The organism is Nonomuraea sp. NPDC050783, from assembly GCF_040802095.1.
Lineage (GTDB): Bacteria > Actinomycetota > Actinomycetes > Streptosporangiales > Streptosporangiaceae > Nonomuraea.
Window position 1 is genome coordinate 190397 of the sequence record NZ_JBFAHK010000011.1, and the last position, 24786, is coordinate 215182.

Sequence of the window (24786 nt, forward strand, 5' to 3'; positions counted from 1 at the left end):
TATCAGCGGCCGTATCAGCAGCCGTATCAGCGGGCGCGTCAGCCCGGCGGCGGCCCCATGTCAGAACGGTCGGCGAACGTGGTCGTCACGAACGGTCCGGCGACCACGGCCACCGGCCCGACCGGGCCGAACCTTTGACACCAGGAGATTGAGATGGGACAGACCGACAACGGCTTCTCCACGACGGGACTGCGCAGGGTGCGCGAGGCGCTGGCGCGGCACGTCGACTCCGGGCGCATCCCCGGGCTCGTCGCGCTGTTCAGCCGGGGCGAGGAGACGCACGTCGAGGTGCTCGGGACGATGCGCCACGACGGCGGCGCGCCGATGAGCCGGGACACGATCTTCCGGATGGCGTCCACGTCCAAGCCGGTCACGGCGGCGGCGGCGATGGTGCTGCTGGACGAGTGCCGGCTGCGGCTGGACGACACGGTGGACGAGTGGCTGCCGGAGCTGGCCGACCGGCGGGTGCTGGCGCGCTTCGACGGCCCGCTGGACGACACCGTGCCGGCGCGACGGCCGATCACCGTCCGGGACGTGCTGACCTCCACGTTCGGGCTCGGCATGGACATGACGTCGATCGGCACCCCGATCATGAACGCGATCTTCGAGCAGGGGATCACCCCGAACCTGCCGGTGCCGATGCCCGAGCCGGACGAGTGGATGCGCCGCCTCGGCTCGCTCCCGCTGATGCACCAGCCCGGCGAGCGCTGGCAGTACCAGATCAGCAACGACCTGATCGGCGTGCTGGTGTCCCGGGTCACCGGCCGGTCGTTCGAGGACTTCCTGCGCGAGCGCCTCTTCGAGCCGCTGGGCATGAAGGACACCGGCTTCCACGTGCCCGCCGACCAGATCCACCGGCTGCCGCCCCTGTACGCGCCCGACCCGCGGACCGGCGAGTTCCTGGTCTGGGACGAGGCCGAGGGCGGCCGGCACAGCGCGCCCCCGGCGTTCCCGAGCGGCGGCGGCGGCCTGAACTCCACCGCCGACGACTACCACGCCTACTTCCGCATGCTGCTCAACGGCGGCGTCCACCAGGGCGAGCGCATCCTGTCCAGGCCTGCCGTCGAGCTGATGACCACCAACCGCCTCACCCCCGAGCAGCAGGCCGCCCGGCACGCCATGGCGGTCAACAACGTGCACATCTCGCACGGCCAGGGCCAGCACGGCGGCTGGGGCATCGGCATGGCGGTACGCACCTACCGCGGCGACTACGCGCCCGTCGGCCAGTTCGGCTGGGACGGCGGCAGCGGCACCGCCACCTACGCCGATCCGGCCAACCGGCTCACCGGCATCCTGCTCACCCAGGTCGGGGCGTCCGTGCCGGACCCGATGCGGCTCATCCACGACTTCTGGACCACCCTCTACCAGGCGATCGACGCCTGACCCCCGGGCCGGGCCTCACGCCGGTCCGACGAGCCAGTCGTGGAACCGGCGGGACACGACCCACGCTCCGTCCCTCGGCCGGATCCGCCGCCGGTGGCAGGTGATGGCGTAGTCCTGGGCGCGCGGGCGTCCCAGGCGGGTCCACGCGCCGAACGCCTGGCGCAGCCGGTCCACGAGCCGCGGGTCACCGAGGGAACGCAGCATGCCCCGGCCCGCGGCGGCCCAGTCGTCGCCGTCGGCCAGCCCGGGGCCGTACGCCGGTCCAGGGCGCCTGCGCCCACCGTGACGATCACCCTGTCGTAGGGCGGCGCGCCCGGATCGAGCTCGACGGTGTCCACGTGGCCGCGCGGCGTCACCAGGTGGGCGAGCAGCGCGGCGTTGTAGCCGGTGGCCGTGCCGATCTCCAGGACGCGCATGCCGGGCTCCAGGCGCAGCTCCTCCAGCATCCTGGCCATCAGCGACGGGCGGGTCGACGAGCTGGCCGGAAACCCCTGGTCGAGTCGCGTGGCGAGCGCCGTGTCGGAGTAGACGACGGCCAACCGCTCCACGTCGGGCTCGTGCGGGTCGCAGTGCCAGGGCCGCCATCCCTCGGCCGTCGGGGTGTAGCCGTCGCTCACGAACAGGTGCCGCCGTGTCGCGGCGAACGCCTCGGCGACCCGCGGCGACCGGACGGCGCCGGATGCGACGAGCGTCTCCTTGAGCGCCTCGCAGAACTCCGCGGCGGCATCCACGCCGGTCAGCCCGCGCCGATGAGGACGTCGTGGGTCACCGGGCAGGACAGCGGATTTCGTCAAGGGAAAGCCCGCCGGATGGCGCGCTGCGGCGTTTCCGCGCCGCGGCCGAGCGGGAGCGGGACGAGCCGCCGCGGGAGCCGGTCAGCCGGCACGAGGTACCTGGCCGGGCGGTACGCCGACGCCGACGGCCGTCCTGGACGCCCGCGCGGGGCACGAGTTGCTCCGGCGGTGATCCGGGCGCGCGATCAGGACGCCGGGGCGGGGCCCGTCGAGTCGCGGACGCTGAGGGTCGTCGCCAGCTGGATGTGCCGCGAGGCGGGCTGGACGCCGTCGGCCATGCCGAGGACGGTCTCGACGGCCATCCGCCCCATGCCGACGAGCGGCTGCCGGACGGAGGTGAGGCGGGGCGTGGTCCACTCGGTCTGCGGGGTGTCGTCGAACCCGGTGACCGACAGCTCGCCCGGCACGGCGATGCGCAGCTCCTTGGCGGCGGCGAGCACCCCGACGGCGATCTCGTCGTTGCCCGCGACGACCGCGGTCGGCCGCTCGGGGAGCGTGAGGAGGTCGAGGCCGTGCCGGAGCCCGGCCTCGACGGAGAACGCCTCGTGGCGGACCAGCGCGCGGTCGGGCGCGATGCCGGCCGAGTCGAGCGCGGCCTGGTAGCCGTGGAAACGTTCCAGCGAGGGCGCCGAGCCGAGCGGGCCGCCGATCCACGCGATCCTGCGGTGGCCGAGCCTGAGGACGTGCTCGGTCGCCGACCGGCCGCCCGCCCAGTTGGTGGCGCCGATGCTGACCAGCCGCGACTCGGTCGTGTCGATCGGGTCGATGGTCACGACGGGCACCGCGAGGTCCGCCGCGGCGAGCAGCACCGTGTCGGGGACGGCGACGGCGAGCGCGATGACGCCGACGACGCCGGACGCCTTCTGCTCCTCCAGCCAGGTGAGCGCCGCCGTGCGGCTGGTGCTGACCGGCCCGTCGGGCGGCAGGCGCAGCAGCAGCTCGGCCCGGGCGGCGGTGGCGGCCACGAGGATGCCCTGGAGCACCGTCCCGGCGTAGCGGGACTCCACGATGTCGAGCACGGTGACGAGAGTGCGGTCGCGGGGCTGCTCGTGCCGCGCCGCCGTCGGCTTGTAGCCGATCTCGGCCATGATCCCGAGGACGAGCTCCCGCGTCCGCGCCCCGACGTCGCTGCGCCCGTTGAGCACCTTGGAGGCGGTCGTCGGCGAGACTCCGGCCAGCCGGGCGACGTCCGCCAAGGTGGCTCGCTCGGAACGACCTCGTCGCATCAGGGCCCCTTTCGGCTCCGAAATTCTTTCGAACCTACCACGGACCCCCGTACCCGCCCGGCTCCGGAAATCTCCCGAGGGCATCCATTGACACGGCGGGAAGGCGCCGCCTAGGGTCCTGACCACGCCGAATAAGTTTCGAAATATTTTCGGAACCGTTCGGGGCGAGAGGTCCCTCCACGGACGATTGCGAGATCATGACCAGCGACGACACCCCCGGGTCCCGCCTCCTGATCGACGGGAAAAGGTGCGCCGAGAGCCCGCTCCCGCACGTGTGGAGCCGCTGCGTCGGCGCCGGCCGGGCCAACGAGGCGCTGCGCGCCGACTGGCGCGAGCAGTTCACCGAGGTCGCCGCCGCGTTCGGGTTCCGGTACGTCCGGTTCCACGGCCTCTTCCACGACGACATGTTCGTGTACCGGGAGAGCTACGGCGGCGGCTTCGGCCCGGACAGGCCCCTCGACTCCCCTGTCCACACCTTCAGCTACGTGGACAAGGTCTTCGACTTCATCCTGGACCGCGGCGTGCGGCCGTTCGTGGAGCTCGGCTTCATGCCGCGCGAGCTGGCCACGGTGACCGGCACGCTGTTCTGGTGGGGCGCCCACTGCAGCCCGCCCAAGGACATGGCCCGCTGGGTCGAGCTGGTCACCAGCACCGTCGAGCACTGGATCGACCGGTACGGCCGCGCCGAGGTACGGCAGTGGCGCTTCGAGGTGTGGAACGAGCCGAACCTGGTCCCCCACTTCTGGACCGGCACGAAGACCGAGTACTTCGAGCTCTACGAGCACACCGTCCGGGCGATCAAGCGCATCGACCCCGAGCTGAAGGTGGGCGGGCCCTCGACGAGCGTCTTCGTGCCCGACGACCGCTACAAGGGCGAGGTCGAGGACCGCTCCGCCATGTACGAGACGGCCACCGCGGCCGACGTGGACGCGCTCGACTGGCGTCCGGTGTGGATCGAGGACTTCCTCGCCTGGTGCGCCGGGCGCGAGCTGCCGGTCGACTTCGTCTCGACCCACCTCTACCCCACCGACTTCGCCTTCGGCGCCGACGGCGAGACGGTGGAGATCACCCGGTACGCCGACGCGACGTCCGACGACCTGACCCGCCTGCGCGAGCTGGTGCGGAGCAGCGCCTACCCGGACGCGGAGATCCACATCACGGAGTGGTCCACGTCGCCGTCCTCGCGCGACTTCGTCCACGACACGGTGTTCGCGGCCACCTCCATCACGCGGTCGTACCTGAAGTGCGCCACCCTCGCCGACTCGATCTCCTACTGGACCTTCACGGACGTGTTCGAGGAGGGAGGCGCCGGGATCGGCCCGTTCCACGGCGGTTTCGGCCTCGTCACCGAGCACGGCGTCCACAAGCCCACGTTCCACGCGTTCGCCATGCTGGAACGGCTCGGCGACCGGCTGCTCCTCGCCACGCCCCACGGGGTCGTGACCCGGGACAGCCGGACGTCGGCCGTGTCGGCGGTGTTCTTCAACTACCCCGAGGACATGGCGCTCGGCGGCGTCGGCTCGCGGAGCTCCTACCCGGCGGCCCGCGCGCTGGCCGAGGCCGGCCCGGCCCGCAGGATCCGCCACACGATCGGCGGGCTGGAGCCGGGCACCACGTTCCTCGTCGAGATCCTCGACGGGGAGCACGGCAACCCCGCCGAGGCGTGGTACCGGCTCGGGTCCCCGATCAACCCGTCCCGGGCCCAGCTCGCCTACCTCGGCGAGGTCGCCGACTCCCTCCTGCGGTTCACGCTGACCGTGCCCGACGACGGCGTCCTGGACCTCGACGTCGAGCTCGCGCCCTGGGCGGTGATGTCGCTCAGCCGGTGAACTGCCACCAGTTGACGTTGAACAGGTAGCCGCTCCCGCCGGTGTACTTGAAGTACAGGTCGTGGGTGCCCGTCGCGCCGCTCACCGGGCAGGTGACGGACGTCCACGTCTGCCAGCCGCCGGTGCCCGCCACGGTGCACGTCCCCACCAGCGTGCCGTTGACGCCGTCCAGGCGCAGCTCGATGCGGCCGCCGGAGGTGGCGGAGGCCACCCGCGCGGTGAAGGACCTCGCGCCGGAGCCGAAGGCGACGCCCTTGACCTTGATGTTGTCGCCGTTCTCGATCCAGCCGACGTTCATGCCGCCCTCGCTGGCGGGCTCGGTCTCCACGCCGGACTCCCAGGCGATCGTCTCGGCCTCCTGCCTGACGTACGGGTTGAGCGTGCCCACCTGCGGGGCTCCGGCCGTGGTCATGGTGATCGTGGGGATGGTGCCGTCGGCGTTGTAGGCGAACTTCTCCACGGCCACCGAGCGGGTGAAGCCGCCGCCGCCCGGCAGGGCGCCGTTGTGGTAGAAGAAGTACGACCCGCCGTTGAAGTCGACGATGCCGGGATGGTTGGTGAAGCTGCTGCCCTGCGTGGGCATGACCGTCCCGCGGTAGGTCCAGGGGCCGGTGGGGCCGGGGGCCGTCGAGTAGCCGATGAACTCGGAGCAGCACTTCGCCGCGAAGACGTTGTAGTAGAGGCCGTTGCGCTTGTAGACCCAGGGCCCCTCCTCGTAGAGGGTCGGGCGGCTCGTGTTGCCGGTGCGGGTGCCGAAGCCCGCGGTGGTGAGCGGGATCTGGGTGGGGCTGCCCGAGTACGAGATCATGTCGGCGTTGAGCCGGACGTACCACAGGTTGGGGTTGCCCCAGTAGAGGTACGCCTGGCCGTTGTCGTCGATGAAGACCGTGGGGTCGATCTCGCCGTTCCTGACCAGCGGGCGGCCGATGGCGTCGGTGAAGGGCCCGGTGGGGCTGGTGGAGACGCCGACCCCGATCGCCATCTGGCCGCTGGCCCGGTCCTTCACCGGCACGTACCAGTAGAACTTGCCGTTGCGGTAGACGGTCTGGCCGGCCCACGCGTCGGCGCTCGCCCAGCTGAAGGTGGCCACGCTCATCGGCGAGCCGTGGTCGGTCCAGTTCACCATGTCGGCGGACGACCAGACCCGCCACTCCTTCATGGTGAAGTACGTCGAGCCGTCCTCGTCGTGCCCGGTGTAGAGGTACACCCGGCCGTTGTAGACCAAGGGAGCGGGGTCGGCGGTGTAGATCGTCTGGACGATCGGGTTGTCCGCCCTGGCCGTGCCCGGGATCACCGTCATGGCCAGGAGCAGCGTCATGACCAGTAACAGGCCGCGCCTGGCCGTGGCGCCGGGCCGGAGGGTCGATACGACTTTCATGATCACCTTCTGGGGTCTCTCGGACGCGGATCAGGTACGGGTCCAGCGCTGGTTGGCGCCGCCGTGGCAGGTGTAGAGCTGGAGGCGGGTGCCGTTGGCGGTGCCCTGGCCGACCGCGTCCAGGCACAGCCCCGACTGCGTCCCGGTGATGGAGCCGTCGGCGTTCAGCCGCCACTTCTGGTTGGCGCCGCCGTGGCAGGAGTAGATCTGGATCCTGGCGCCGTTGGCGGAGCCGGCCGCGTCGAGGCACCTGTCGCCGTAGACCCTGAGCTCACCGGCCGAGGTGGCCGCCCACTGCTGGTTGACCCGTCCGTTGCAGTCCCACAGCTGCACGGCGGTGCCGTCGGTGGTGGCGGCGTTCGGCACGTCCAGGCAACGCCCGGAGCCCACTCCCTTGATCTGCCCGGCGCCGTCGCCCGGCGTCGGCGTGGACGAGCCGCCGTCCAGGCCGAAGAAGCGGATCGCGTACGCGGCCATCCCCGGCCGCGGCAGGTCGTGACCCGCGCCGGCGATGGTGTACGCCTCGACCTGCCCGGAGCCGAAGACCCGCCGGGTCCATCCGGACTGCGGGCTGTCGGTGGAGGTGGGGGTCTGGCTCAGCCCGTGCACGTCGGTCCACTGGTCGACCTCCTCCTGCAGCATCGAGTACGGCAGCACGGAGTCGGCGGTGCCGTGCCAGGCCGTCACCCGCGGCCGGGGCCCGGTGTAGCCGGGGTAGGCGTTCCTGACCAGATCGCCCCACTGCTTCGGCGTCTTGTCGCCGCAGCCGGCGGGGCCGAGGCAGCCGTAGGGGACGCCCGAGAACGGCGCGCCGGCCTTGAACACGTCCGGGTACGTGGCGAGCAGGTTGTTGGTCTCCATCGCCCCGGAGGAGAAGCCGGTGGCGAAGACCCGCTCCGGGTCGCCGTTGTAGCGCTGGAGCACGTAGCTCGTCATGGAGACGATCGACACCGGGTCGCTGCCGCCGCCGTGGCGCAGGGCCTCGTTCGACCACACGTCGAAGCAGTTCGACATGCCGTTGGCGCTCTTGTTGGCCTGCGGGTAGATGACGATGAAGCCGTACCGGTCGGCCAGTGAGGCGAACTCGGTGCCCTGGTGGAAGCCCGGGGCCCAGCCGTTGCAGCCGTGCATGGCCACCAGGACGCCCGGCCTGGACGCCACCGTGTTGGGGACGTAGAGGTACATCCGCAGCCCGCCGGGGTTGTTCCCGAAGTTCGTCACCTCGGTCAGGGTCGCCGCCGACGCCTGCTGCGGGGCGGTGAGGAACATGGACAGCGCGGTCACCACGACCGCGACCAGGGCCGCCACGCCTGCGTACCCGCTGGGACCCACTTTCATGAGCTGGCCTTCCTCTCCGCGGCCGCTGCTGTTAGCGCTAACAAAACAGCGGCCCTCCCGGAGATCGATAGGAGGTGGTAGCGGGAGGGAGCACATACGAGCCGGAAAGCACTGTCAAGAGAGCGGGCCCGGGGCGGAGCGGAGGCGGCGGCGGCCGAGCGCGCTCACCTCGCACTTCCACCTTCGGCTACGGCCGCCGCGCAGAACGTTTCCGTGAAACTTTCACCCGCCGTCTCCGCCGGGCGGGCGTGGCCGAAACTTTCAGCCAGGCTTCGGAGCGTCTTGCCACTACAGCGCCGCCATAGCGGCAGGTCACTTCCGAAAGTTACGCCCTCGCCACGACAAGTTTTGGTACGTCACCCGTGCCGGGATCACACCGTGCGGCCCGCGCGTGGCTCGTCCAGGCCCCACGAAACGATCTTGGTGGGGTGATCCTGATGATCTCCCGGGCCAGGCCGGGCACGGGCGGCTCGTGATCGGTCAGCGCGACCGCCGTGCCCCGGATCTCGACGCCCCGGGGCGTCCACGGGCCGGTCGCCGCCAGGTCGTCCACGACGAACGCGACCGCGCCGCCCCGCTGGACGTTCCGGAACTTCCTGGTCCCGCCCAGCGCGCCCCCGCCGAGGAAGAAGCTGGTGGGGTTATGGCGAGACGAGACGTTCCGTCTTGACAATGGACCGGCGGACATCCATACTCATCTCTCAGCGAGACGGACCGTCTCGTCTTTAATGAGTAGGGAGAGTGCATGACGATCGGCCGCGTATGGTTCGTCACCGGCGCGTCGCGGGGCCTGGGCAGGGCCTTCGCCGAGGCGGCGCTGGCCGCCGGGGACCGGGTCGTGGCGGCGGCGCGCGACCTCGGCCCGCTCGACGCCCTGGCCGCCGCGCACCCCGACCGCCTCGTCCGGCTGGCGCTGGACGTCCGCGACCGCGCGGCCGTGCGGGCGGTGGTGGACCGGGCGGCGGCCGCGTTCGGGCGGCTCGACGTCGTGGTCAACAACGCCGGCACGATGCTGCTCGGCATGGTGGAGGAGGCGACGGAGGAGCAGGTCCGCGCCCAGTTCGACGTCAACTTCTTCGGCGCGGTCTGGGTGGCCCAGGCCGTGGTGCCGCACCTGCGGGCGCAGGGGTCCGGCCACATCATGCAGGTCACCTCGATGGGGACCGGCGGCGGGTTCGCCTCGACCGGGTTCTACGCGGCGAGCAAGAGCGCGCTCGACTCGTTGAGCCAGGCACTGGCGATGGAGGTGGCACCGTTCGGGATCAAGGTGACGATCGTGCAGCCCGGCGGGTACGGCACGGACCTGTTCACCCGGGGCACCACGGCGACCCGGCCGCTCCCGGAGTACGAGCCGCTGCGCGCCCGGCTCGCCGAGATGTGGGGCGAGGACGCCGGCCCCGAGCCGGGCACCGCGGCCCCGGTGGTCATGGAGCTGGCCGGCCTGGCCGAGCCGCCGCTGCGGCTGATCGTCGGCTCCGCCTCCTACGACCTGCTCCAGCAGATGGACCAGGCCCGCACCGAGGAGTACCGCGCCTGGGAGCACCTCAGCCGCAAGGCTCCGGGCTGACCCCGGCGGCCATTCGTCCCGTCCGTACGGAGAACAGGAGGTGGGGCGCTCTGCGCACCCCTGACCAGCTGACACTCGACCAGATCACCAAGCGTCACGGCACCCGCGTCGTGCTGGACCGGGTGTCGCTCACCGTCAGGCCCGGCGAACGGCTCGGCGTGATCGGTGACAACGGGTCCGGCAAGTCCACGCTGCTCAAGCTGATGGCGGGCACCGAGCGCCCGGACAACGGCGAGCTCGTGACCGTCGCGTCCGACGGCGTCGGCCACCTGCCGCAGTCGCTCGCGCTGCCGCCCCACGCCACCGTCGCCGACGCCGTGAACCTGGCGCTGGCCGGCCTGCGCGAGCTGGAGGCCAGGATGCGGGCGGCCGAACGCGCGCTCGGCACGGCGGAGCACCCGGACCTGGACGCCTACGCGGAGCTGGTGGCGCGGTTCGAGGCGCGGGGCGGCTACGAGGCCGACGTCCGGGTGGAGGTCGCGCTGCACGGGCTCGGGCTGCCCGGGCTCGACCGGAGCCGCCCGCTGGGCACGCTCTCCGGCGGCGAGCGCTCCAGGCTCGCCCTGGCCGCCACGCTGGCGTCCGCTCCCGGGCTGCTGCTGCTCGACGAGCCGACCAACGACCTGGACGACCAGGCCACCGCCTGGCTCGAACAGCGCCTGCGCGCCCACCGGGGCACGGTCGTGGTGATCACGCACGACCGGATGTTCCTGGAGCGGGTGACCACCGCCATCGTGGAGGTGGCCGACGGGCGGGTACGCCGCTACGGCGACGGATACGCCGGCTACCTCACCGCCAAGGCCGCCGAGCGCGCCGCGCGGGCGCGGGCCCACGAGGAGTGGCGGGCGGAGCTGGACCGGCACGCCACGCTGGTGACGGCCAACGCGGGCCGGCTGGCCGCGATCCCTCGCAAGACGGTCAAAGCGGGCATGGGCACCGGCGCCTGGCGGGCGCGCTCGCGTACCCACGGGGCCGCCGGCCGCGTCCGGCAGTCCCGGCAGCGGCTGCGGTGGCTCGCCGATCACCCGGCGCCGCCGCCGCCCGAGCCCCTGCGGTTCGCCGCCGTGCCCGCCACGGCGGGCGCCGCCGCCGGGGACGAGGTGGCCGCGCTCGACGGCGTGGTGGTGGCGGGACGGCTCAGCCTGGAGTCCCTGACCGTCCGCGCCGGTGACCGGCTGCTCGTCACGGGGCCGAACGGCGCGGGCAAGACCACCCTGATGCGGGTGCTCGCCGGCGAGCTGCGACCCGACGCGGGCCGGGTACGCCGCTCCGGCCGCGCCGGGTTCTTCCGCCAGGACGAACAGGACAGGCCGGCGGGGCCGGCGGGACTGACCGGGTTGGCGGGGCCGGCAGGGCCGATGGGGCCGAGCGGGGGCGCGGAGGAGTGGACCGTGTTGCGGGCCTACGCGCACGGGCGGCCCGGGAGCCCGGACGAGCACGCGGACGCGCTGCTCGCCCTGGGCCTGTTCCGGCCGTCCGACCTGGGGCTGCGCCTCGGGGAGCTGTCCTACGGGCAGCGGCGCAGGGTCGAGCTGGCCCGGCTGGTCAGCGAGCCCGTGGACCTGCTCCTGCTGGACGAGCCGACCAACCACCTGTCCCCGATGCTCGCCGAGCAGCTGGAGGAGGCGCTGGCCTCCTACCAGGGCGCGCTGGTCGTCGTCACGCACGACCGGCGCCTGCGTGCCGCGTTCGCCGGCGCCCGCCTCGAACTGGCCGGCGGGAGCGTCACGGCCAGCCGTACACCTTCTTGACGGCGGCGGCGATCTCGGTGACCAGGCCCGCGTTGCTGCCGTTGGCCAGGACGGCGAAGCCCGCGCCGAGCTTCGGGTAGCCGGTGAACAGCGACCTGAAGCCGTAGTTGGAGCCGTCGTGGCTGTAGGAGAGGTCGTCGGTCCCCGCGCCGGCGAGGAACAGGCCGCGGCCCATCCCGGGCTGGGGGCCCTGGCTGAGCAGCGTGCGGACCGAGGCCCTGGTGAGCGGGCCGGCGAGGTCGCCGGAGGCGGTGTAGGCCCGGTTGAGGTAGGACACCAGGCGGCACAGGTCCAGCACGTTGGTGTAGAGGCCGGCGGCGGCCGACTCCGGGTAGCGGTTGCGCCTGCCGGGGATCACCGCGCCGGCGGCGGTGTGGCCGGCGGCCAGCTCGAAGGAGGGGGTGAGGGCGTAGGAGCTGGTGGTCATGCCGAGCGGGGCGAACACCTCCTTGCTCATGTACTGGGCCAGCGTGGTGCCGCTCTGCTCCTCCACCATCCGCTGGAGCAGCACGAAGCCGGCGCCCGAGTAGTGGTACTCGGCGCCCGGCGTGGTGGTCAGCTCGATCCTCGGGGTGTTGCCCTCGCCGTTCATGACCTGCAGCAGCGTGGGCACGGTCACGTCGGGGCCGTAGCCGGGGAAGCCGCCGCCGCCCGCGTCGAACCCGGTGCAGGCGCCCGCCGGGGTGGTGGAGCCGCGGCCGATCACGCCGGCGCGGTGGGCCAGCACCCGGTCGATCGTGGGCACCGCCGTGGAGGTCACGCAGTCGCGCTGGGGCAGGGCCCAGCCGAGGTGGGGGCGGATGTCGTCGCCGAGCGCGATGCCGCGCGTCTGCAGCAGGCGCAGGACGCCGACCGCGGTGACGGCCTTGCTGATGGAGGCGGCCTGGAACGCGGTCTCGGGGTGGGCGGCCGCGGCGCCGCCCGCCTCCAGCCGGCCGTAACCGGTGGACCAGGCGATCTTGTTGCCAGTGACCACCGCGAGCGCGACGCCGGGCGTCTTGTACGCGCTCATCCGCTGCCAGATCGTCGAGCCGCCGACCGCGTTCTCGACCTGGCGCACCTTGTCGGCGGGCAGCGCGGGAGCCTTGCCGCGCGAGGCCAGCGCCCAGCCGCCGGACGGGGAGAAGGCCACGCCGTGCACCTGCCAGCCGCCGCCGGCCAGGGTGTTCATGCGGGCGAAGCAGGCGTCCGGGATGCCGCGGGCGTGGAACTCGTCCTGGGCCACGACGGTCCAGCCGCCGGCGCGGGGGAAGGCGACGCGGGTGACGCGGCGCCCGCCCTGCGTGAGGTTGCGCATCATCTGGAAGCACTCGTCGTCCACGCCCTTGGCGTGGTAGCCGGTGGCGGAGACCACCACCCAGCGGTCGCCGCCGGCCGGCGGGAAGGCGACGTCCACGACCTGCTGCCCGGCCGCGTAGAAGGCGTCGATGCGCTCCCGGCACGCCGCGGGGATGCCCCGCGCCGTCACGCCCCGGTCGGTGGTGATCACCCAGCGGTCGCCGCCCTCGGGCGGGAAGGCCACGCAGTTGATCTTCCTGCCGGCGGTGGAGAGCCTGCCGATCTCGGTGAAGCAGGCGTCGGGGATGCCGCGGGCGAAGTAGCGGCCGTCCTGGGTGACGACGACCCAGCCGCCGGAGGGGGTGAAGGCCAGGGCGGTGATGCCGTACGGGGCCAGCTCGCCCAGCTTGGCGTGCGCCTCGGCGGGGACGCCGCCGTCGTAGCAGGGGTAGCTCGCGGCCCAGGCCGGGGTGACGTGTCCGGTCGCGGCACCGAGCCCGGCGGCGCCTGCCAGAGCCAGGAAACGTCTGCGGTGCATGCGGTCATTCCTCCTTGCGACGGGGCCCGATGATCCTAGACCCCAGCCCGCCGAGGTGCCGCATCCGGCTCCCGCCCGGCGGCTCCCGCCCGGGCACATGAGGGCCACCGCGCGGGCCACCTTATTGTGCCCGCGGAGAACGCCTAACAGGCAAATCATTGGCATTTGCCGTTTTTCATCCCGAGCCATTTAAATTGATTTTTCCGGAAATCCTCTGCCGTATCGATATCGGTCGGCGAAGCTGGACGGGCCACCGGCCCGATGAGAAATTCATCGGGCAACCCATCGCTCTCTCGAAGGGACATCGCATGAAGCGGTACGAGAAGCCCCGTCTGACCACGGCCGGCTCCTTCCGCAAGGTCACCGGCCTGCTCCAGAGGAGCGGCAACGACCGGCTCATCTTCAGCAAGAACTAAGGTCAGTCCCCCGTTGGCACGGCTCATGTCGAGCCGGCCCCACCACGGCGAGGCGTACTTCGTGGTCCTCCCCGACCACGAAGCAGCGCCCGCCGTGGCGGCGGCCCTGCGCACCGCCACCGCTCGCACTGTTCCCCACGCCTCCGGACGGCCCTGGCTGGTCGGGCACTGGTCCGACGAGGAGCTGACGGTGGCCGAGGCCGGCCCGGTCAGGATCGCGATGATCGGCCGCTGCTCGATCGACGCCGCACGGCTCGCCGCCGAGGCGGGCCGGTTGCGCGACGTGGCACACCTCGACCTGCCGGCCGGCGTCCTGCCCGGCAGCTTCCACCTGGTCGCCGCGCTGCACGGCCGCTCGCGCGTCCAGGGCACCGCCTCCGGGCTGCGGCTGGTGTTCCACGTCCGGCTGAACGGCATCACGGTCGCCGCCGACCGCGCCGACGTCCTGGCCGCCCTCACAAACCCGGCGGGCGCCGGAAGAGGTGCCGGGCCCGATCCGCGCCGCCTGGCCACGCGGCTGCTCTGGCCGACGCCGCACCCCCTGCTCGACCTGCCGCTCTGGCCGGAGGTGACCGCCGTCCGGCCCGGCCACGCCCTGATCGTCGGGCCCGACGGCGCCACCGCGGAGCACCGCCGCTGGTGGACGCCTCCCGAGCCGGTCCGCCCGCTGTCCGACGCCGCCGAGGACATCCGGCGCGCGCTCGACGACGCGGTCGGCGCGCGTACCCGGGGCGGCGGCACGGTGAGCTTCGACCTGTCCGGCGGGCTGGACTCCACCTCGCTGTGCTTCCTGGGCGCCGCCCGCCGGGAGGCGCGCGTCGTGACCTCCACCTGGCCGGGCCGCGACCCCGCCGACGACGATCTGGCCTGGGCCCGCCGCGCGGCCGCCCACCTGCGCGACGCCGAGCACGTCGTCTGGCCGGCCGAGGAGTCGCCGCTGGTCTACGAGGACCTCCTGGGCCTCGACGACACCCTGGACGAGCCCACCATAGGCGTCATGGACCGCGCGCGGGTGCTGGCGCACCTGCCGCGGCTGGCCGGCATGGGCAGCAGACTGCACGTGACCGGCATCGGCGGCGACCACGTCGCGTGGTGCTCGGAGGCGAGCTACCACCGGCTGCTGCGCCGGCGGCCGCTGCTGGCCGCCGGGCGGCTGCGCGGGTTCCGGGCGCTGTTCCACTGGCCGCGCGGGCCGATGCTGCGGGCGCTGGCCGACCGCCGCTCCTACCGCCACTGGCTGGCGGGCTCGCTCGCCGACCTGCGGGCCCCTGTGCCGCCGCCGGTCACCAGCGCGCTGGGCTGGGGCGCGCCGCCGCGGGTGTTCCCGTGGATCACGCCGGAGGCCGAGCGCATGGCCGCCGAGGTGATCGCCGAGGCCGTCCCGGACGCCGAGCCGCTGGCCCCCGAGCGGGGGCGGCACGCCGACCTGCACGCCATCCGCGAGACCTGCCGGATCATCCGCCAGTGGGAGCAGATGAGCGGCCGCGCCGGGCTGCCGATGACCTCGCCCTTCCTCGACGACCGGGTGATCGAGGCGTTCCTGTCGGTGCGGCCCGAGGACCGGGTCACGCCGTGGCGGTACAAACCCGCCCTCACGGCCGCGATGCGGGACGTCGTCCCGGCGGAGTGCCTGCGCAGGACCAGCAAGGCCGAGGCTTCGCTCGACGCCGCCGACGGGCTGCGCCGCCACGCCGCCGACCTGCGGGAGCTCTGGTCGGATTCACGGCTGGCCCGGCTCGGGCTGGTGGACGCCGGCATGCTGAAGGAGCTCGCCGGCCACCCGGACGCCCCCGGCCTGCGCGAGGGCATCCTGTACTCGACCATCGGCTGCGAGGTCTGGCTGCGGGCCCTGGAGCCGTCACCCAAGGAGGGCCTGCGATGAGTCTGCGACTGCGTCCCGACGTGTCCACCGCCGAGACCGACTACGGCGTCGTGCTGCTCGACGAGCGCAGCGGCGACTTCTGGCAGCTCAATCCCAGCGGGGCGCTGGCGATGCGCCGGCTGCGGGACGGGGACACCGTCGAGCAGGCCGCCGCCGCCCTGGCGGAGGAGTTCGAGGTCGGGCGGGACGAGGCCCTGGAGGACGTCCTCACCCTGCTGGAGCAGCTGCGCGCGGCCGGGCTGGTGGCGCCGTGACCGTGCCGAGCGCGCTGGGCCGGCCGCGAGGGGTGCCGTGGCGGGCCAGGACGGCGGCGCGGATCGCGGTGGGCGCGGCGTTCGTGCTGGGCCTGCTGCCGCCCCGGCGGCTGCGCGCCGTGCTCGCCGTGGCGTGCCGGGGCGCGCGGGCGGCCACGTACGCCGAGGCCGAAGCCGCCAGGGACGCGGTGCTGGCGGTGAGCCTCACCTGCCTGGGCGGGCACGGCTGCCTCCCCCGCTCCCTGGCCACCGCCCTGCTGTGCCGGATGCGGGGCTCGTGGCCGACGTGGCGGGCGGGCGCCCGGACGCGAGCGCCCTTCGGGGCCCACGCGTGGGTCGAGGCGGAGGGACGCGTGGTGGGCGAATCCACGCCGAAGGGGTATCTCGCCCCCTTGGTGACCGTCGCGCCGCGTTCGTGAGCGGGCCGGCCGGTGCCGGACCGGCCTTCCGGCCGGCCCGGCACCGCCGTCGGGTGCCCTAGCCCTGGGGCTCCTCCGCCGGGCAGCGGGTGCCCTTCGCGGGCACGGTCAGCGAGAGCAGGTAGTCGTCCATGGCGGCCGTGGTGCACTCGGTCATGCCGTAGACGCCGTGACCCCAGCCCTCGTACGTGAGCAGCGTGGCCTTGGGGCCGAGCTGGCGGGCCACGTTGGCCGACCACACGTAAGGGGTGTCGGGGTCGTGCATGGAGGTGGTCACCAGCAGCGGGGCGCTGCCCTTGTACCGCAGCCGGTGCTGCGGGTTGTTGACCGGGTGGCCCTGGCAGATGGGCATGTCGCCCATCGGCATCGGGTTGTACCGCATGTCGGGGGCCACCGCGTTGGAGGCGCGCATCACCTCGGCGTACTCGTCGTAGCCGCGCAGCGACAGGTTCCAGTCCTCGCAGAGGATCGCGGTGGGCAGCTCGGCGAACTTGCCGTCCACGGGCCCGTTGCCGGGCGGGCCGGGCATGTCGTCCGGCACCGGGCCGCCGTCCAGGGCACGCAGCACCTTGGCCTCCTGCCGCCAGGCGGGTGCCTCGTTCATGATCACGCCGAGCCACAGCAGGTTGTGGGCGCTCACCACGCGGCCGTCGCCCGGCCACCGCAGCTCGCCGCGGTCCGCCTTCCGCAGCAGGCCCCTCCACAGCGCCCGCACGTCGCGCCCGTGCAGGACGCACTCGTCGTCGCGCTCGCACCAGGCCACGAACTCGTCGAAGCTGTCCTGGACGGTGGCCGCCTCGGTCACCTGGAACGCCTTGACGTCCAGGCTGTGGTCCATGTTGCTGTCCAGGATCATGGCCCGGATCCGGTTCGGGAACAGCTCGGCGTACATCTGCTGGGCGAGCGTGCCGTAGGAGACGCCGTAGGAGGTCAGCTTGTCCTCGCCGAGCGCGGCGCGGATGGCGTCCATGTCACGCGCCACGTTGACGGAGTCGATGTGGTCGTACAGGGGGCCGGTGAGCCTGCGGCAGTCGGCGCGCAGCCTCCTGTCGAAGGCGACCCACTTGACGTAGTCGGCCTGGCTGGTCATGACCGGGTACGGCATCTGGTTGTAGACCGAGGCCGAGCAGGTCACCGAGCCGCTGCGGGCCACGCCGCGGGGGTCGTAGCTGACGATGTCGAACCGCCGCTGGATCTCCTCGCTGAAGCCGGAGGGGCGCAGGATGTCGTTCACGCCCGAGTTGCCCGGCCCGCCGGGGTTGGTCAGCAGGGACCCGATCCGCGCCGAGGGGTCGGTGGCCTTGCGGCGGGCGAGCACCAGGTTGACGGTGGGCCCGCCGGGCCTGGACCAGTCGATCGGCACGGCCAGGGTGCCGCACTCGACGCTGGGCTCCTCCTCGCACGGCGCCCAGGCGATGCCGCGCTTGCCAATGGCGTCCGTGACGTCGCTCCCGGTCACTGTCGCGTTCGCCGTCTCGGTCAGCGGGGCGGTTAACAGCGTCGCCAGCGCCACGAGGGCGGTGGTGAGCAGGGACGTTCTTCTTGGCACATCGCTCCTATCGTCGATCGGCAGGCCGCGCGAGGACGGGATCGAGGCCCCGCCGCCTTGATCAGAATCCGAATCTAACAGGCGATGCCCACAGGATTGACATCAATTCGTACCAAATGCCGCGCTCGCCGGAGGCCGGCCACCTGACCCGGCCACCTGACCCGGCCACCCGACGAAGCCCTGCCCGCGAGCCGGTCGCGGGCGGCGAGGCCCCCTCCGTCCTCGACGTACAACCACGAATTCAGCCGACGGAGCGTATCCACCGAAACAACACCAAACGCAATAAATAAAACGTACGCCCTTTCCGCCGCCCGGGGTCGTCGTGGATTACCGGCCAAGTGGCAGGCGGCCGGCCGCCTCTTGCGCGATCCTGGAAAGCGAGAAAAGCGGCGACGGACAAGTGCGATGGCGGACCCGTGGAACGGCTGGAATACCGAAAGCTCATCAAAGTGCTGGAGCAGGTGGCCGCGGCCGGGCAGGGAGACCTCTACCCGGTGCTGGCCGAGGCCCTGGCCGTCCATCTCGGCTGGATCGACGCGTTCGTGGCCGAGAACCCCGCCTACCTGGCGCCGGGCGGCGGCGACGACGGCGAGGAGCAGTACCTCACCAGGTTCCGGCCGGACTTCGTGGAGGAGTACGTCGAGCGCTGGCGCTGGGCCAACCCGTTCGCCTCGCACGACGGGGTCGCCCACCTGACCCGCCACGGCGTGGCCACCCTCGGGCGGCTCCGCCAGGGGGCCAGCGGCCCGGAACGTGACTTCGCCGACATGTTCCTGCGCCGCCACGGCATCGACGACATGCTGAAGATCGTCATCAGGTCGCCGGTCACGGGCGCGGTCAGCACGCTGGGGGTGCCGTTCGACGGCGCGCGGCGCGCCATCGAGCCGGGCGACCGGCTGATGGCGGTCACGCTGGCGCCGTTGCTGAGCCCGTACTTCGGCGCCGCCCGCTGAGCCCGCCCGCTGAGCCCGCCCGCTGAGCCCGCCCGGTGGCCAGCCGGGCCGTCAGGTCACCAGGCGCTCGTCCTCACGGTGACCGCCGGGACCAGGTCGTCGCGCAGCGTCTCCAGGAACGTGACGACCTCGGCGGCCACCGAGCGGTGCTGGAGGTCGTTGAGCACGTCGTGGTGGGCGCCGCGCACGACGGCGAGCCGCGCCTTCGGCAGCGTCCCGGCCGCCCGCGCGATCGCGTCGTGGTCCGCCAGCGGGTCGGCCTCCCCGGCCAGCAGCAGGTGCGGGATCGCGGCGGCGCTGCCGTACGCCGCCTCCAGCAGCTCGCGGGGCAGGGCGCCGGCCAGCGCGCCGCGCTCCACGGACGCGTCGCCGGTCAGGACGCCGCGGTGCACCGGGCAGTGGGTGCGGAGGTCGAGCTCGTCCTCCCATCCGCCGCCGGAGCGCGCGCCGACGGCGGGCAGGCCGGCGAGCACGACCCCCTGCGGCCACCAGTCCGCGGCCGGGGAGGCCGTGGCGAGCAGGGCGGCGAGCGCGGCGGCGCCCAGGTCGGCGCCCACCAGCACCAGCGGGCGCGGCAGCCCGCCCGGCGCCTCGGCCGCGATGCCGCCGACGGCCTCCGACAGCCGCCGGGAGAGGGCGTCCAGGAAGGGCGCGACGGCGGCCAGATCGGCGGCCGGACCAGCGGCCGGACCAGCGGCCGGACCGGCGAGCGGACCGGCGGCCGGATCGGCGGCCGGATCGGTGAGCTGGCCGGCGGCCGGCGGGTCCACGACCCGCACCCGGTAGGCGTCGTGGGCGAGCCGCGAGCCGAAGCGCGCGTAGGTCGCGCGGGTCTCGCCGCGACCCGGCACGACGACGACCGTGCCTCTGGTCCGCAGCCCGCCGGGGACGTGGTGGTCGGTGCTCTGTGTCATGTCATGCTCCAGTGGTCCGGGACGGGACGGGACGGGACGGGACGGGACGGGACGGGACGGGACGGCTCATTGCCGGGCGGGGGCGGCGGCGAGGCCGCGCACCTCCTCGCGCAGGGCGCGCCGCAGCTCGGGGTCCGGCGGCTCCTCGTCCCCGATCGACGGCACGGACGACACGAGCAGGCGGGTGTAGGGGTGCCGAGGGGCCAGCAGGACCTCCTCCGTGGTGCCCGTCTCCACGACCTGCCCGTGGTAGAGCACGACGACGCGGTCCGCCACGCCGCCGAGCGAGCCGAGGTCGTGCGTGATCAGCAGCACGCCGAGGTCGCGGGTCTCGCGCAGGCGCAGCAGGAGTTCGAGGATCGTGATGCGGGTCGAGGCGTCGAGGGCGCTGACCGGCTCGTCGCAGATCAGCAGCCGCGGATCGACCGCGATCGCGCGCGCGATCGCCACGCGCTGCCGCTGGCCGCCGGAGAGCTCGCCCGGGTGCCTGGGCAGCAGGTCGGGCGGCAGGGAGACCAGCCGGGCGGCGTCCAGCGCGGCTTCCCGCAGCTCGGCGCGGCTGTACCCGCCGCGCACGACGAGACCTTCCACCAGCGTCTCGAACACCGTGCGTTCGGGGTCGAGGCTGCGCAGCGGGTCCTGGAAGACGTACTGCACGGCGCCGCCGCGGCGGAACTCCCGCAGCGCGCCGCCGCGCAGCCCGCCGACCTCGCGCCCGTCGATCGTGATGCTGCCGCGCTGGGCCCGCGCCAGGCCGAGCACGGCGCGGGCGAGCGTGGTCTTCCCCGAGCCGGTCTCGCCGATCAGGCCGACGATCTCCCCGGGCGCCACCGTGAGGCTCACGCCGTGCAGGATCCCGGCGCGCCCGCGCCCGCGGCCGAGCGCGACGTGCAGCCCGGCGACGTCGAGCAACGCGGTCATGAACGGCTCCTCTGCTCGCGCACCCGGCCGATCCCGAAGCGCTCGTGGTTGTCGATCAGCTCGCGCGTGTACGGATGCCGCGGCGCGCGCAGGACCTGCCGGGTGGGCCCCGCCTCGACCACGCCGCCGTCGCGGAACACGTGGACCGTGTCGCACACCTGCGAGATCACGGCCAGGTCGTGGGAGACGACGACGAGGGTGAGCCCTCTGTCGCGGCGCAGCTCGGCCAGGAGTTCGAGCACCTCGGCCTGCACGGTCACGTCGAGAGCGGTGGTCGCCTCGTCGGCGATCAGCAGCCGGGGCCCGGCGGTGATCGACATGGCGATCAGCACCCGCTGCAACATCCCGCCCGACAGCTCGAAGGGGTACTGCCTGGAGACGTGCTCGGGGTGGCGCAGCCCCATGGCGCCCAGCAGCTCGACGGCCCGGTGCCGCGCCGCCCGGCGGCCCAGCCCGACCTTGACGCGCAGCACCTCGGCGAGCTGCGCCCCGACGGCGATCGACGGGTTCAGGTACGAGGCGGGGTCCTGGAACACGGCCGCGAGGTCGGTGCCGCGCAGGCGCGCTCTCCGGGCGGCCGGCAACGCGGTCAGCTCGGTGCCGTCCAGGGTGATCTCGCCCCCGGTGACCTCGACGCCGGCGGGCAGCAGCCCCAGGACGGCCCGGCAGGTCAGGGTCTTGCCGCTGCCGGACTCGCCGACCAGCCCGACCGCCGAGCCGCGCGGGACGTCCAGGTCCACGCCGTGCAGGACCTCGGAACCGTCGGCGACGCTCACGCGCAGCCCGCGTACCGACAGCAGCGTCTCGCGGGCGGCGGCCCCAGGACCGGCGGCCTCCGCGGCCTCGCGGGCCGCCGTCGCGGGGTCAGGTGAGACGGACACGGCCGGCTCCCGTTCTCCTCAGCGACCGCGCGCGCCCGTGGTCGCCGCCGGTGTCCCTGATCGCGTCGGCGAGCAGGTTGAGCGCGCCGACGGTCGCCATGATGAACAGGGAGGGCAACACCGGCCCGTACGGCCGCTGCGTCAGGTAGCCCAGGTCGCTCGCGACGATGCCGCCCCAGGTGGGCTCGGGCGGCACGACGCCGATGCCGAGGAACGTCAGCGACGAGACCACCAGCAGGCCGCCGGCGGTGGCGTTCGCGGTGGCCACGACGAGCGTCGGCAGGACCTTCGACCACACGTGCGCGCGCAGCACCCACCACGTCGAGGCGCCGAAGAGCTGCGCGGCGGTCACGTACTGCGCGTTGGCGTGGCTGAGGGCGGCGGCCCGGGTGATGCGGTAGAACGACGGCGCGAGCAGGATGCCGACGGCGACCATCGCCTGGTGGACGGCGTTGCCGAGCAGCGCGGCCACCGCGATGGCGAAGATCAGGAACGGCAGCGCGATGAGCCCGTCCATGACCCGCAGGGTGATCCATTCGTAGGCGCGCCCGAGGTGGACAGAGGTGATGCCGGGCACGACGCCGATGACCAGGCCGATGCCGACGGCCTCGAAGGCGGTGAACACCGAGGCCGGCGCGCCGGCCAGGACCCGGCTCAGCACGTCGCGGCCGAGGTAGTCGGTGCCGAACCAGTGCGCCGCGCTGGGCGGCTGGAGGATGTCGGCGCCGTTCCTCAGCGGGTCGTACGGCGCGAGGAGGGGGCCGACCACCGCGAGCAGGAGCACGGCCACCAGCACGGCCGCCGCGACGGCGCCCGCGCGGGTGCGCAGGGCGGCGGTGACGGTCCTCATATCTCCCTCCGGGCGGCGGGGCGCAGCTTGACCAGCAGGACGTTGACGAGCGCGGAGGAGACCAGCACGACACCGATCGTCACGAGCAGGGCCCCTTGCACGACGGGCACGTCACCGCCGAGCGCCGCGGTCTTGGTGAGGTCGCCGATGCCCGGCAGCGCGAACACCGTCTCGACGATGACGGCCCCGCCGATGAGCCGCGGCACGTGCATGCCGAGCACGGCGACCGCGGGGCCGGCGCCGTTGCGCAGCGCGTGGACGAGGACGACCCGCCACCCCGGCAGGCCCCGCACCCGCGCGCCCACGATGTAGTTCTCGTGCAGGGTGTCGGCCATCCCGGTCCGTAGCTGGCGGGCGACGTCCGCCGCGGCGTCCAGGCTCAGCGACACGCTCGGCAGCAGCAGGAAGCTCGCCCAGGTCAGCAGCCCCGCCGACGGGGGCGCCCAGCCGCCCGAGGGCAGCACCGGCACGAGCAGCGAGAACACCGTGATGAGGGCGATCGCGGCGACGAACCCGGGGACGGTCGCCAGCACGGAGGTGACGACCGTGACCGTGCGGTCCAGCCGGCCGCCCTGCCGGACGGCGGCGAGGACGCCGAAGACGCCACCGAGCACGACGGCGATGAGCAGCGCCCCGGCGGCCACGGACAGGCTCACCGGCAGCCGCTCGGCGATGCTCTGCGCCACGGGGATCTTGGTGAACCACGAGGAGCCGAGGTCGCCGTGCAGGGCGCCCCACAACCACGACGCGTAGCGCGACAGCAGCGGCCGGTCGAGCCCGAACGCCTCGCGCATCCGCGCCACGTCGGCGGGGGTCGCGGAGTCGCCGAGCACGGTCGAGGCCGGGTCCTGGTCGGTCAGCCCGCCGAGCATGAAGGTGATGAAGGTGGAGACGAGCAGCACCGGGAGCGCGATCAGCAGGGCGCGGCCGAGGGCGGCGGCGGTCCGCGCGACGGCGGCCGGCACGGGCCCGGGCCTGGGCCCGGGCGAGGCGGGGCCCGCCGGCGTGGCGGGGTCCCGCACCCGGCCGGCCGCGTCGCGCACGTTGAGCGCGGTCATGGCCGTTCCATTACTTCTCTACCCAGACGCCCTCGAAGCGCTGGATGTCCACCCAGTGCTGCAGGCCGTGCACCTTGGGGGTGTGCGCCGTGAAGCGCGTCACCGTGAACAGGAACACGTTGGGCATGTTCGTCACCGCGATCTTGGTGGCCTCCTGGATCGCCGCCGGGTAGGCGGGGTCGGTCAGGGCGTACCCGCTGGCCTTCGCGACCGCCGCGGGCAGCCCGGCGGGGGTGGTCTTGCCCAGGTTCATCAGCCCCTGCGGGCCGAACAGCACCTGCAGCGCCTGCACCGGCGACTGGCGGGCGTTGAACTGGTCGAGCACGAACGGGTACCTGCGGGTGATGTAGTTGTTGACGCCCGGCGTCTGGACCGTGAGCGTCGTGCGGATGCCGGCGGCGTTCAGCTGCTGCTGGATCAGCTCGCCGACGGGGTCGTCCGCCTTGCCCAGCGCGAGCTGGACGTCCACGCCGTCGGGATACCCCGCCTCGGCCAGCAGTCGCCGCGCCTTGTCCACGCTGTGCGGGTGGAGGTTGTCCAGCTCCGGGTTGTAGGCGACGTAGCCCTTGGGGAAGGGCTGCCAGGCCGGCTGGCCGTAGCCGAAGTTGGCCGTCCTGACCAGCGCCTGCCGGTCGATCGCCGTGCTGATCGCCTGGACGACCTTGGGGTTGTCGAACGGCTTGACCGTGTTGTTCACGTCGAGGACGCGGACCGGCAGCACGTCGGTCGTCTCGACCGGGAACCCGGCGGCCTTGACCCCGGCGACCTGCGACGCGGTGAGGTCCGCGACGTCGTACTGGCCCGACTGGAGCCCCGCGACCGCGACGGCCGGGTCGGGCGCCGGCTTGAGCACGAAGTTCGGGACGAGGATCTGGTCCGCGTTCCAGAAGGCGGGGTTCTTCACCAGCCTCGCCTGCGAGCCGGGCACGTAGCTCTTCAGGATGAAGGGCCCGGCGCCGACCGGCTGGGTGGCCAGCTTCGCGGGGTCCTTCGCCGCCGCCGGGCTGACGATCTGGCCGGTCTTGCCCGACAGCAGCAGGGGGATCTGGTAGTCCACCTGGGTGAGGTGCAGCGTCACGTCGGTGGCGCTGTCGGCGGTGACGCGCTCGACGGTGACGAGCTGCGGCGCGATCGTGGAGTCCTTCGCGGTCTTGCCGCGTTCCAGGCTCGCCTTGACGGCGGCCGCGTCGAGCTTCGTGCCGTCGGAGAAGGTCAGGCCGGGCCGCAGGTGGAAGGTGACCGAGCGGCCGTCCTTCGCGTACGTCCACGACCGCGCGAGGCCGGGCTGGACCTCGCCCTTCGCGTTCACCTCGGTGACCCCCTCGTAGACGAGAGTCAGCGCGTGGACGTCGTTGCCGACCGCGGAGGTCACCGGATCCCAGGTCGAGGGCAGCGACCATCCCCAGGTCAGGGTGTCGCCGCGCTGGCCGGCGGAGACCGCGCCGCCGCCGGAGGAGGACACCGCGCTGCCGGACGCCTGGGAGGCGCAGCCCGCGAGCGCGAGCACGAGTGCCGTGGCACCGGCGAGGCCGGCCGTCTTGAAGGCCGGCTTGAAGGCCGTCTTGAAGGCCGGCTTGAAAGCCGTCTTGAAGGTCCTGCCCATGCTC

22 protein-coding genes are annotated in these 24786 nt (G+C 73.3%); 9 read left to right on the plus strand and 13 right to left on the minus strand.

Going from position 1 to position 24786, the window contains the following annotated elements; translation table 11 throughout:
* The first annotated feature begins 153 nt into the window (after positions 1 to 153).
* Complete coding sequence (locus tag AB0H75_RS28055; RefSeq protein ID WP_367801145.1) at positions 154 to 1383, plus strand: serine hydrolase domain-containing protein; 1230 nt, start codon at positions 154 to 156, stop codon at positions 1381 to 1383.
* On the opposite strand, the gene AB0H75_RS28060 is transcribed toward AB0H75_RS28055, so the two are convergent.
* Both AB0H75_RS28060 and AB0H75_RS28065 read right to left on the minus strand, forming a co-directional pair.
* Complete coding sequence (locus AB0H75_RS28060) at positions 1362 to 2114, minus strand: protein-L-isoaspartate O-methyltransferase (RefSeq protein ID WP_367801147.1); 753 nt, start codon at positions 2112 to 2114, stop codon at positions 1362 to 1364. The two genes, AB0H75_RS28055 and AB0H75_RS28060, sit on opposite strands and share 22 nt — an antisense overlap.
* 248 nt (positions 2115 to 2362) lie before the next feature.
* Positions 2363 to 3403, minus strand: coding sequence for a LacI family DNA-binding transcriptional regulator (locus AB0H75_RS28065; RefSeq protein ID WP_367801149.1), 1041 nt, complete (start codon positions 3401 to 3403; stop codon positions 2363 to 2365).
* A 197-nt stretch (positions 3404 to 3600) separates the two neighbouring features.
* Here AB0H75_RS28065 and AB0H75_RS28070 point away from each other — a divergent pair, with 197 nt between their 5' ends.
* The gene (locus AB0H75_RS28070) at positions 3601 to 5232 is read left to right on the plus strand and encodes a beta-xylosidase (protein WP_367801151.1); all 1632 of its coding nucleotides are present in this window, start codon (positions 3601 to 3603) and stop codon (positions 5230 to 5232) included.
* Here the strand turns inward: AB0H75_RS28070 and AB0H75_RS28075 are convergent.
* From AB0H75_RS28075 to AB0H75_RS28085, 3 genes are all read right to left on the minus strand, one after another.
* Positions 5222 to 6610: a glycoside hydrolase family 43 protein gene (locus AB0H75_RS28075; protein ID WP_367801153.1), complete on the minus strand. Its 1389-nt coding sequence runs from the start codon at positions 6608 to 6610 to the stop codon at positions 5222 to 5224. The genes AB0H75_RS28070 and AB0H75_RS28075 overlap by 11 nt on opposite strands.
* Positions 6611 to 6640: 30 nt before the next feature.
* A complete protein-coding gene (locus AB0H75_RS28080) occupies positions 6641 to 7948 on the minus strand; it encodes a PHB depolymerase family esterase (protein ID WP_367801155.1) in 1308 nt (435 codons plus the stop codon).
* 325 nt (positions 7949 to 8273) lie between these two features.
* Entirely contained in the window at positions 8274 to 8621 is a 348-nt protein-coding gene (locus AB0H75_RS28085; RefSeq protein WP_367801157.1) for a hypothetical protein, read from the minus strand.
* A gap of 72 nt (positions 8622 to 8693) precedes the next feature.
* On the opposite strand from AB0H75_RS28085, the gene AB0H75_RS28090 reads away from it, so the two are divergent.
* The gene (locus tag AB0H75_RS28090; protein ID WP_367801159.1) at positions 8694 to 9515 is read left to right on the plus strand and encodes an SDR family NAD(P)-dependent oxidoreductase; all 822 of its coding nucleotides are present in this window, start codon (positions 8694 to 8696) and stop codon (positions 9513 to 9515) included.
* A gap of 122 nt (positions 9516 to 9637) precedes the next feature.
* Entirely contained in the window at positions 9638 to 11266 is a 1629-nt protein-coding gene (locus AB0H75_RS28095) for an ABC-F family ATP-binding cassette domain-containing protein (protein ID WP_367801161.1), read from the plus strand.
* Here the strand turns inward: AB0H75_RS28095 and AB0H75_RS28100 are convergent.
* A complete protein-coding gene (locus AB0H75_RS28100) occupies positions 11241 to 13082 on the minus strand; it encodes a serine hydrolase (protein ID WP_367801163.1) in 1842 nt (613 codons plus the stop codon). The two genes, AB0H75_RS28095 and AB0H75_RS28100, sit on opposite strands and share 26 nt — an antisense overlap.
* Before the next feature lie 308 nt (positions 13083 to 13390).
* On the opposite strand from AB0H75_RS28100, the gene AB0H75_RS28105 reads away from it, so the two are divergent.
* Genes AB0H75_RS28105 through AB0H75_RS28120 form a run of 4 tightly spaced genes read left to right on the plus strand, consistent with a single transcriptional unit; the run spans position 13391 to position 16053 of the window.
* Positions 13391 to 13498: a keywimysin-related RiPP gene (locus AB0H75_RS28105; protein ID WP_367801165.1), complete on the plus strand. Its 108-nt coding sequence runs from the start codon at positions 13391 to 13393 to the stop codon at positions 13496 to 13498.
* Between the two features lie 13 nt (positions 13499 to 13511).
* Entirely contained in the window at positions 13512 to 15380 is a 1869-nt protein-coding gene (locus tag AB0H75_RS28110; protein ID WP_367801167.1) for a lasso peptide isopeptide bond-forming cyclase, read from the plus strand.
* Positions 15377 to 15634: a lasso peptide biosynthesis PqqD family chaperone gene (locus tag AB0H75_RS28115; protein WP_367801169.1), complete on the plus strand. Its 258-nt coding sequence runs from the start codon at positions 15377 to 15379 to the stop codon at positions 15632 to 15634. Before AB0H75_RS28110 ends, AB0H75_RS28115 begins: the two co-directional genes overlap by 4 nt.
* The gene (locus tag AB0H75_RS28120; RefSeq protein WP_367801171.1) at positions 15631 to 16053 is read left to right on the plus strand and encodes a lasso peptide biosynthesis B2 protein; all 423 of its coding nucleotides are present in this window, start codon (positions 15631 to 15633) and stop codon (positions 16051 to 16053) included. Before AB0H75_RS28115 ends, AB0H75_RS28120 begins: the two co-directional genes overlap by 4 nt.
* Before the next feature lie 58 nt (positions 16054 to 16111).
* Here the strand turns inward: AB0H75_RS28120 and AB0H75_RS28125 are convergent, their stop codons facing one another.
* Entirely contained in the window at positions 16112 to 17602 is a 1491-nt protein-coding gene (locus AB0H75_RS28125; RefSeq protein WP_367801173.1) for an alpha/beta fold hydrolase, read from the minus strand.
* 416 nt (positions 17603 to 18018) lie between these two features.
* Between AB0H75_RS28125 and AB0H75_RS28130 the strand changes: the two genes are divergently transcribed.
* A complete protein-coding gene (locus tag AB0H75_RS28130; RefSeq protein WP_367801175.1) occupies positions 18019 to 18555 on the plus strand; it encodes a hypothetical protein in 537 nt (178 codons plus the stop codon).
* A 56-nt stretch (positions 18556 to 18611) separates the two neighbouring features.
* Here the strand turns inward: AB0H75_RS28130 and AB0H75_RS28135 are convergent, their stop codons facing one another.
* The 6 genes from AB0H75_RS28135 to AB0H75_RS28160 all read right to left on the minus strand — a co-directional run bounded on the left by AB0H75_RS28135 (position 18612) and on the right by AB0H75_RS28160 (position 24782).
* Positions 18612 to 19469: an alpha/beta hydrolase gene (locus AB0H75_RS28135; protein ID WP_367801176.1), complete on the minus strand. Its 858-nt coding sequence runs from the start codon at positions 19467 to 19469 to the stop codon at positions 18612 to 18614.
* Positions 19470 to 19535: 66 nt separating this feature from the next.
* Positions 19536 to 20390: an ABC transporter ATP-binding protein gene (locus AB0H75_RS28140; protein ID WP_367801178.1), complete on the minus strand. Its 855-nt coding sequence runs from the start codon at positions 20388 to 20390 to the stop codon at positions 19536 to 19538.
* Positions 20387 to 21271: an ABC transporter ATP-binding protein gene (locus tag AB0H75_RS28145; protein WP_367801179.1), complete on the minus strand. Its 885-nt coding sequence runs from the start codon at positions 21269 to 21271 to the stop codon at positions 20387 to 20389. Before AB0H75_RS28145 ends, AB0H75_RS28140 begins: the two co-directional genes overlap by 4 nt.
* Positions 21255 to 22121, minus strand: a complete 867-nt coding sequence (locus AB0H75_RS28150) for an ABC transporter permease (RefSeq protein ID WP_367801181.1) — start codon at positions 22119 to 22121, stop codon at positions 21255 to 21257. The genes AB0H75_RS28145 and AB0H75_RS28150 overlap by 17 nt, the downstream gene beginning before the upstream one ends.
* Positions 22118 to 23179, minus strand: coding sequence for an ABC transporter permease (locus AB0H75_RS28155; protein WP_367801183.1), 1062 nt, complete (start codon positions 23177 to 23179; stop codon positions 22118 to 22120). The genes AB0H75_RS28150 and AB0H75_RS28155 overlap by 4 nt, the downstream gene beginning before the upstream one ends.
* Positions 23180 to 23189: 10 nt before the next feature.
* Entirely contained in the window at positions 23190 to 24782 is a 1593-nt protein-coding gene (locus AB0H75_RS28160; RefSeq protein ID WP_367801185.1) for an ABC transporter substrate-binding protein, read from the minus strand.
* Positions 24783 to 24786: the final 4 nt, after the last annotated feature.

Bases quoted from the DNA above. Each gene is read 5' to 3' on its own strand.
- AB0H75_RS28055 (WP_367801145.1), top strand. From the start codon at position 154: ATGGGACAGACCGACAACGGCTTCTCCACGACGGGACTGCGCAGGGTG.
- AB0H75_RS28065 (WP_367801149.1), bottom strand. From the start codon at position 3,403: ATGCGACGAGGTCGTTCCGAGCGAGCCACCTTGGCGGACGTCGCCCGG.
- AB0H75_RS28070 (WP_367801151.1), top strand. From the start codon at position 3,601: ATGACCAGCGACGACACCCCCGGGTCCCGCCTCCTGATCGACGGGAAA.
- AB0H75_RS28075 (WP_367801153.1), bottom strand. From the start codon at position 6,610: ATGAAAGTCGTATCGACCCTCCGGCCCGGCGCCACGGCCAGGCGCGGC.
- AB0H75_RS28080 (WP_367801155.1), bottom strand. From the start codon at position 7,948: ATGAAAGTGGGTCCCAGCGGGTACGCAGGCGTGGCGGCCCTGGTCGCG.
- AB0H75_RS28090 (WP_367801159.1), top strand. From the start codon at position 8,694: ATGACGATCGGCCGCGTATGGTTCGTCACCGGCGCGTCGCGGGGCCTG.
- AB0H75_RS28100 (WP_367801163.1), bottom strand. From the start codon at position 13,082: ATGCACCGCAGACGTTTCCTGGCTCTGGCAGGCGCCGCCGGGCTCGGT.
- AB0H75_RS28105 (WP_367801165.1), top strand. From the start codon at position 13,391: ATGAAGCGGTACGAGAAGCCCCGTCTGACCACGGCCGGCTCCTTCCGC.
- AB0H75_RS28115 (WP_367801169.1), top strand. From the start codon at position 15,377: ATGAGTCTGCGACTGCGTCCCGACGTGTCCACCGCCGAGACCGACTAC.
- AB0H75_RS28135 (WP_367801176.1), bottom strand. From the start codon at position 19,469: ATGACACAGAGCACCGACCACCACGTCCCCGGCGGGCTGCGGACCAGA.
- AB0H75_RS28140 (WP_367801178.1), bottom strand. From the start codon at position 20,390: ATGACCGCGTTGCTCGACGTCGCCGGGCTGCACGTCGCGCTCGGCCGC.
- AB0H75_RS28150 (WP_367801181.1), bottom strand. From the start codon at position 22,121: ATGAGGACCGTCACCGCCGCCCTGCGCACCCGCGCGGGCGCCGTCGCG.
- AB0H75_RS28155 (WP_367801183.1), bottom strand. From the start codon at position 23,179: ATGACCGCGCTCAACGTGCGCGACGCGGCCGGCCGGGTGCGGGACCCC.
- AB0H75_RS28160 (WP_367801185.1), bottom strand. From the start codon at position 24,782: ATGGGCAGGACCTTCAAGACGGCTTTCAAGCCGGCCTTCAAGACGGCC.